The sequence below is a fragment of the bacterium genome, from assembly GCA_024224155.1.
Lineage (GTDB): Bacteria > Acidobacteriota > Thermoanaerobaculia > Multivoradales > JAHEKO01 > CALZIK01.
This window is the reverse complement of sequence record JAAENP010000478.1, coordinates 1-7,053: the sequence shown is the minus strand read 5'-3', so window position 1 is coordinate 7,053 and position 7,053 is coordinate 1. Positions and strand designations below refer to the sequence as shown.

Below are 7,053 nucleotides of genomic sequence, written 5' to 3'. Positions count from 1 at the left end.
GTCAGCGGCACGTTGGTGTCGATGACTTCGTGCACCTCACCGGTGTCGTAGTTGGCCAGCAGACCGAAGTTGAGGTTACCCCCGCGACCCAGCTCCAGGTTGTAGTTGGTCCAGGCGCGAATCCTGTCCTCCTGGAAGTCGTTGAGCTTAGCGACCGGGAAGTGGGACTCCTGGATCAGAGCCTCCTGCCAGTCACCGAAGAGGGTCGAGCTACCCGGCGTGTTGGTGCCCTCGCCCTCGAAGTTACCTTCGTTCTTGAGCTGATGGGTCCAGTTGCCGTCCACCGTCCAGTTATCCGTCAGGCGGTAGCGCGCGATCACCTGCAGCGCCTCGTAGTCGCGCGACAGATCGCTCGTGTTGCGGAACGTGGCTCTGCTGAAGGTTCCAGCGGAAACACCCTGCACCACGACCTCGACCGGGTCTGCAGCAGTAATGAAGTCCTCGACGAAGTCACTGTAGGAGCGGTCGGTGTAGACCACCTTGACGAAGCCACCTCGCTTGAGCTCGGTGCCGTAGGCGAGAGTGATCTCCTCGACCGTCGGCGAGCTCAGGTTGTCGTCAACGAAGACGTTCTGCGTTCCGTCGCAGGCCGCGACGATGACGTAGTTGTTGCCGAGGGTGTTGTTGAAGTCATAGGCCGGCGCGTAGTCCAGCCCCACTCCGGGCTCGCCAACGAAGATGTAGGCCAAGCCGGGCGGGTTACCGACGTCGGTGTTCGAGGCGAACTGCGACTCACTGTACTTGCCCGCGTACTCGGCGTAGGTCAGGTCGACACGGTGTTTGCCGTCGCCCTTGACGTCGTAGGACGCCGCCAGGCGCGGCACGATTGCATCGGTGTCGACCGTCGTAATACCGGTATCGGACGTGCCGTTGACATCTTCGGCGCGGAAGCCGAGGTTGAACGACCAATGGTCGTTGAGGTTCCAACGATCGTTGACGTAGAAGCTCTCGGTGGCGAGCTCCACCTCGGCATTACGGTTCGGCGTGAACTGCCAGGCGCCGGTGGATCCGGGGATCCATTCGGTCGTGGGCTCGTTGTTCGCATCCAGAGGCACGTTGCCGTCCGCGTCGACCATCGCCTCCCCGGCCATCACGAAGTCGGTCGGGCTCTGCGAGTTGCCGCCGGTGCGGAAGCTCGAGAAATCCTCGTAACCGAACTTGAGATCGTGGGAACCGGTGCTGGCGGCATCCAGGAAGTAGGAAAGGCTCGCGGCAGTCTGCTCATTGTTGCGATCTTCCGGATCCTTACCGTCGAAGTAGGGAGCGTTCCAGTGGTCGAGAGCCGCGGCGCCGAAGAAGCTGAAGAAGGGGCTGTTCGCGACGAACGCCTGGTTCACGGTGCCGTCGGCATTGAGCGCCGACGCTGCGCCTGTCGGCGCATCCAGGCCGTGCTGGCTCTGAAACGCGAACTCCTTCTCGGAGATCTGCAGCTCACCGAAGAGCGAGGGCGTGAAAACACCACTGAAGCGCCCGACCCGGAGAGCCGCGGGATTCTCGCGAGCACGCAAAGTGCCAGGCGTGTTGCTGAAGCCGAAACTCGAGCTGAAGAGAGACGACTGACGATCGGTATCCTGAACCTGTACCTGGTACTTGTCCTGGATGTTCCCGGTCAGCTTGATCTCGGTGCGATCCTGAGTCTGGATCTGAGGTCTGGGAAGACCGGTCACCGCAAACGTGAACTGGTCCGTGGTCTCGTTCTCGCGCCGGGCACCGAAGAACCAGATCTTGTCCTTCAAGAAATACCCGCCCAGGGTCGCCGAATCGAGCTCGCTGGTGGGACCCATCGGGTCGGTGCCCGACTGCTCCTCGAGAGGATTCGGTTCGCGCCAGTCGTCGCTCTCGAGATCCCGACGAACCGTACCGGTGAACTCGTTGCCACCCGACTTGGTGATCACGTTGACCACACCACCGGAGAAACGACCGTACTCGGCCGAGATACCGGAGGTCAGAACCTGAAGATCCGCGATCGCGTCCTCGATGAAGGTCGGACCGCTGGTACCGAAGAGGTTGTCATTGGCATCCACACCGTCGATCAGGAAGACGTTGTCGTAGGCGAAACCGCCCGAGATCGTCAGCTGACCGGCATTCGGGGTGTTGGTCGAAAGACCGGGCGACAGCTCGGCGATCGCCTGCGGGTCACGGTCGAAGATCGGAAGGTTGTTGACCTCCTCGAAAGTGTAGACCGTGGAGACCTGCGCCTCGGCGAGGACGCCCGGCGTCTCACCGGTTACCACGATGGTCTCCTGCTGGGCGGCCACGCCCATCTCGACGTTGACCGGCGTCTGCTGGCCGAGCGACACCGTCGCCGGGCTCTGAACCGTACCCATGCCCTCGAGCTCGAAAGTCACGGTGTAGTCACCGGGCGGCAGGTTGCGGATAACCCACTCGCCACTACCGCCGGAAACGGTCGAACGAGTGCCCTGCATCGACGGGGACGTCGCGGTTACGGTGACGCCCGGAAGCAGCGAGCCGTCATCGGCCTTCACCTCGCCCCGGAGGGTACCGGTCTGGACCCCCTGCGCAAACGCGGGAAGGGTCAGAGCCATCCCCAGCAGCAGGGCGAGGCCCACGTTAGTAAATCGTCTCGACATACTCATCACTCCTTTGGTTATTGGTCGTCGACTTCTTGTTGCTTTGGTCACAGGCGGCTCGAGCTATTGCGAGCCGCGGAATCGGTAGATGGAATCTCGGCGCTTGCCCGGCTGCAGCTGCAAGGCCGATGCCGCCCGTTAGGGTAGGCTCCCCAGCTCCGATGCTCTTACGCTAAACGACTGACAATAAGCTATTTACGTCTCTGGAGAGGGTCTTAAGCAAGACCGTGATCTTGCACCTAATCCAACTGCTTGAATCCAATGCCTTGACTCTTCGGGGTACTACTGGAGGGCAGCCAGCATCTCCCGGGCACTCGGGGCATCCCGATCGTCCGGCGCCATCTCAATAAACTTCTCAAGAGAGCTCTTGGCCTTGGCCATATCGCTGGAATTCAGGTAACACAGACCCAGCATGTAGTGGACCTTGACATGCCCAGGGTTCGAGGCCAGAACCTTCTCGAAGGAGGCCAAGGCGTCGACGGGCTTGCCCTGGTCGAGAAGTGCCACACCCTGGTTGTAAAAGGCCTCGGCAGCCCTCTCCGGACTTATCTGCTGCAAGGCGGTGAAGGCCTCTTTGGCCTTTTCGGCGTCTCCGAGCCCGCGGTAGGCCTCGTAGAGGATGGACAGCGCAGCCGCGTCATCCGGTTTCAGGTCTCGCAGAAACTCCGCGTTCTCAGCCGCCGGCTGATATTCCTTCCGGATCAAGTGCGCCGTGGCCAGGGCGGAGCGGGCGACCGCCAGGTCGGGATCCATTTCGAGCGCCCGTTTCAAGTCGGGAATGGCCTTTTCCATATTGTTCTCGCGCAACGCGGTGGCGGCTCGATTGAAAAGTCGAACCGCGGTCGGAGGCCCGGGTACCGCCAGGATCATTCGCTCGAGAGCGGCCTCGGCCTCGTCGGTCCGGCCCAACTCGAGGAGCGCGTCGTAGCGAGCGCCCAGCCCCATGCTGTCGGTCGGAGCGACCTCGATCAGCTGATCGGCCACTTCCAGGGTGTTGGCGAAGTCTCCAGCTTGGATGTAGAGACCCAGCAGCGCCTGGTAACCCGTCACGAACCCTGGATCGGCGGCAACGGCCTCGCGAAACTTCTCGATCGCCGTCGCGCGGTCCCCCTCGTTGTTGGCGGTAGCGCCGGCATTGTAGAGCCTGATCGCCGCAGCGTTGCCTTCGACCGGGCCGGGAACCTCGCCGGCGTCGGCGTCCTGCGCCACTCCACCGTCCTTGACCAGCGTGAAATTGGCTTCGATCCTCATCTGCTCGTTGGTGATTGCGCTCCCCGCATTGAAATCCTGGACCAGCTCCTGGTAGCCATCCTTGGTCACCGTGAAGCGGTATTGCCGGGCTACCTGCATGACGAAGAGCCCATAGCGGCCCCCCTTTTTGCTCTTGGCCGAACCTTTCATCGAAGCCTCGGCTGCGATCGCTTCGGCCGTGACCTCAGCTCCAACCACGGGATTGCCGTCTTGATCGACGACAACGCCCTTGAAACGTATTCCCTGAACCTGAGCTTCCGCTCGCGCTGAGAGGGCCACGGCCAGGACCAGAATCATCAAAGTGAATCTCTTTTTCATATCGAACCTTCCCTTCCCATTGCGAACAGTTTGCACATCCCTTGCCGGAGCGGCACTCGCCGGAATGCTCACTGATCACTTGCGGGTTTGTTCTTGTGGTTCCCGCCGCGACTCCGAAACGGGCTGCTGCGGACGCTCATAATAGCCGACACGGCTTCGGATCTTCAAACGACCGTCTCTGGCTTTGACCTCGTTCTTGTGCCAGGTTCCCGGGCGGCCGGTCACGGGAGGGTAATAGCCAAGCACGTACTGGCCTCGCAGTTCCCGCAATACGGTCTCGAAAGCCTCCGAGGTCTGTTCCAGACTCTCGAGCTCGACGATCCGCCCGCCGCTTTCGAGCACCGTCTGCGCGAGGAGCTCGCGCTCCTTCTCGTGATCCTCGGGATCGCGCCAAGACGACCGATGTCCGGCGCTGCCGCCGCCCTCCCCCAGCGGCGGCACAATCCAATAGAGCACCGCCTGGTTCATCCGGATCGCCTGGCGCACCTGCTCCATGAGCAGAACGCTGGTAACGTCGACACCGTCCGATAACAGCACGACGACTCGCCGACCCTGCCGCTCTTGCACTCTCTCGATGCCCAGGTAGAGAAAATCGTTGATAGCCGTGCCCCCGGCCGCCTCCACCTGGGAGAGCCCGACCGAAAGCACGCTCGAGAAACTGGTAAACGGCGTCTCATAGAGGATTCGGTCGGAGAATAGGAGCAGCTTGGCCTCGTCGAGCTCCTTCATGCCGTCGACGAAGGCCCGGGCGCCTCTGAGCGCCGTACGCAGCGGCTCGCCGACCATGCTCCGGCTGGAGTCCACCAGCAGCACCGCGGTGAACGGGACGTCTCCTCGCTCGAACGTCACGATCTGCTGGCGGGCGTTGCGGTCGTAGATCTCGAAGTCTTCCCTCTTCAGAGCCCGGGGAGCGCCGTCGGACTCGACCGTCACATACAGCTGCTGCAATTCGACCTTGAACTCGTCGTCGACCTGAATCGGCGGCGTTTCCAGCGTCGCGGATACGCTCTCGCCGGCCAGGTCGTACGCGACCGCCAGGATCTCGTGGGCCCTGTTCTCCTCGCCGGCGTCGATCGAGATCACGAAAGGCGACACGCCGGTGGCCGTCTCCATGAACTCTCCGTCCAGGAACAGCTCGACACGATCGACTTCCGCAGATGGAGGGTAGACCTCCACCTTGACATCGACCTTGCCGAAGATCGGAACTCCCAGTTCCGGGCGGGAGATCACGATCTCCATGGCTACGGCGCCAGCTCCACCAGCTGCGCCGCAGACCAGCAGAATCGCCGCCAGCGCCCCGGTGGCGACGCGGCTCAAGGCGCGCCGCCCTCTGCTCCGGCGGGTAGCACCGCCTGCAGAGCTTCGAGCCGGGAGAGCACATCTTCCTCCGACCGAGCCCAGACGCGATCCAGCGCCTCGACGGGCCAGTTGCTGTAGGCGTAGCGTGGAGAGTCCCCGACCTCGGGCTCTCGCACCCGGCTCAGTCGATCCAACTCGGCCTGAGCTCGCCAGGGCTCGCCTACCGCGTTACGCAAGTAGGCGAGCTGCAGATAGAGCTTGGGCTCGTCCGGAAAGCGTTCGAGCGCTCGGCCGAGAAGGTCCGCGGCTGGCTCCATGTCGTCGGCACGAAGACTCATCTGGACGAGTTCCTGATACGCCAACGACTGGACCCAACGCTCGTGGTCTCCCATGATGACCTGCTCCAACTGCTTGCGGGCCTTGGCCTTGCGCCCCAACCGCCAGTGGTTGATCCCCAGTCGCAGGCGGCCCTCGCCGCTTTCTGGCCTGGCCGCGACCAGTCGCTCGAAGTACTTCGCGGCTTCCTCATACTCGCTGTACTTCTCGAAACTCGCCCCCATGCCGAGCAGAGCGGCTTCGTTCTCGTCATCACACTCCAGAGCCCGGCGAAAAAGCCGCTCGCTGAACCGACGCAGGCCCGCGCGCTGCAGATCACCACCAAAACTGGCGAGCAGCCTCGACGCGACCACCCGGCGCGCGTCTTTCTGCCTCAGGGCCGCCCCCCTCTCCGATTCCTCGCTGGTACCGCCGTCGATGTACAACTCGACGATCGCGAGCGCAAGGTTGCGCGCATGTGTGGCGAGCAGAAACGCCCGACGTGAGCGATGTTCCCGGTAAGCCTGGTGATGGAGTCGAGCGACGGGGATCAGCGCTTCGGGATCCTCCCTTCCGAGACCCTTGATCAAACCCATCTCGGCGGCAACCAGCGAGGGCAAACCTCGCTCGCCGAACTCGGTAACCGCCTCCTGCTCGTAGCTGCGAAGAGCCCTCGGGGCGGCGGCGCGGTCGCGACCGGTACTGAGACCCAGAATGGCGGCATAACGCTTTTTCAAGGCCTTGACGTCCTTCGCCCGCAGCTTGGTGCGCTTCTTCGGGGACGGCAACTCGGTGCTGCCGACCGGCTCGTCTAGCGTTTCCAGACGATTCACGGCGGCCCACGTCGAGAACTCGCCGGTGTCGCTGGCCACGATGACCGGCAGCGTTGGAGAGTAAACCGGCGCACCGCTCTCCCCTGGAGCTTTCGCCCGCAGCAGGTACTCGCCGGCAACGAGGCCGTCAAGCTCGCCGGAGAGGTCGATCGACCCGGTCAGCCACTTGGCTCCGGGGCGATCGCCGGGCGCCTCTTCGGGCTCCTTGAGCGTGGACACCCAACTGCCTACCACTTCGCCTCGGCCGTCGAGCAGCTCGAACGAAAACGCGCCGGAGGGCGGAGAGACTCCGAAGCCGGAGACGAGGACTTCGACACTGCTGCCCGGGCTCAAAACCGGCTTTGCCGAGGCCTTGAGCGCCGCCTCCCTGAGTCGAGCCCTCGAAACGCCGCCTTCCTCTGGCGCGGTGCGAACCTGGAAGGTGTTGATCCAGGCGTCCTCTGAGC

4 protein-coding genes are annotated in these 7,053 nt (G+C 63.1%); all 4 read right to left on the bottom strand.

Features of this window, described 5'->3' with window-relative positions:
- A partial coding sequence (locus GY769_23240; protein MCP4204835.1) for a hypothetical protein occupies positions 1–2,591 on the bottom strand: 2,591 nt, incomplete at its 3' end.
- A 282-nt stretch (positions 2,592–2,873) separates the two neighbouring features.
- Positions 2,874–4,160 carry a tetratricopeptide repeat protein gene (locus tag GY769_23235; GenBank protein MCP4204834.1) on the bottom strand — a complete coding sequence of 429 codons (1,287 nt, stop codon included), beginning with the start codon at positions 4,158–4,160 and terminating at the stop codon, positions 2,874–2,876.
- Between the two features lie 75 nt (positions 4,161–4,235).
- Entirely contained in the window at positions 4,236–5,477 is a 1,242-nt protein-coding gene (locus tag GY769_23230; protein MCP4204833.1) for a VWA domain-containing protein, read from the bottom strand.
- Positions 5,474–7,053: tetratricopeptide repeat protein (locus tag GY769_23225; protein ID MCP4204832.1), on the bottom strand; the 1,580-nt coding region annotated here is incomplete at its 5' end. The genes GY769_23225 and GY769_23230, both read right to left, overlap by 4 nt.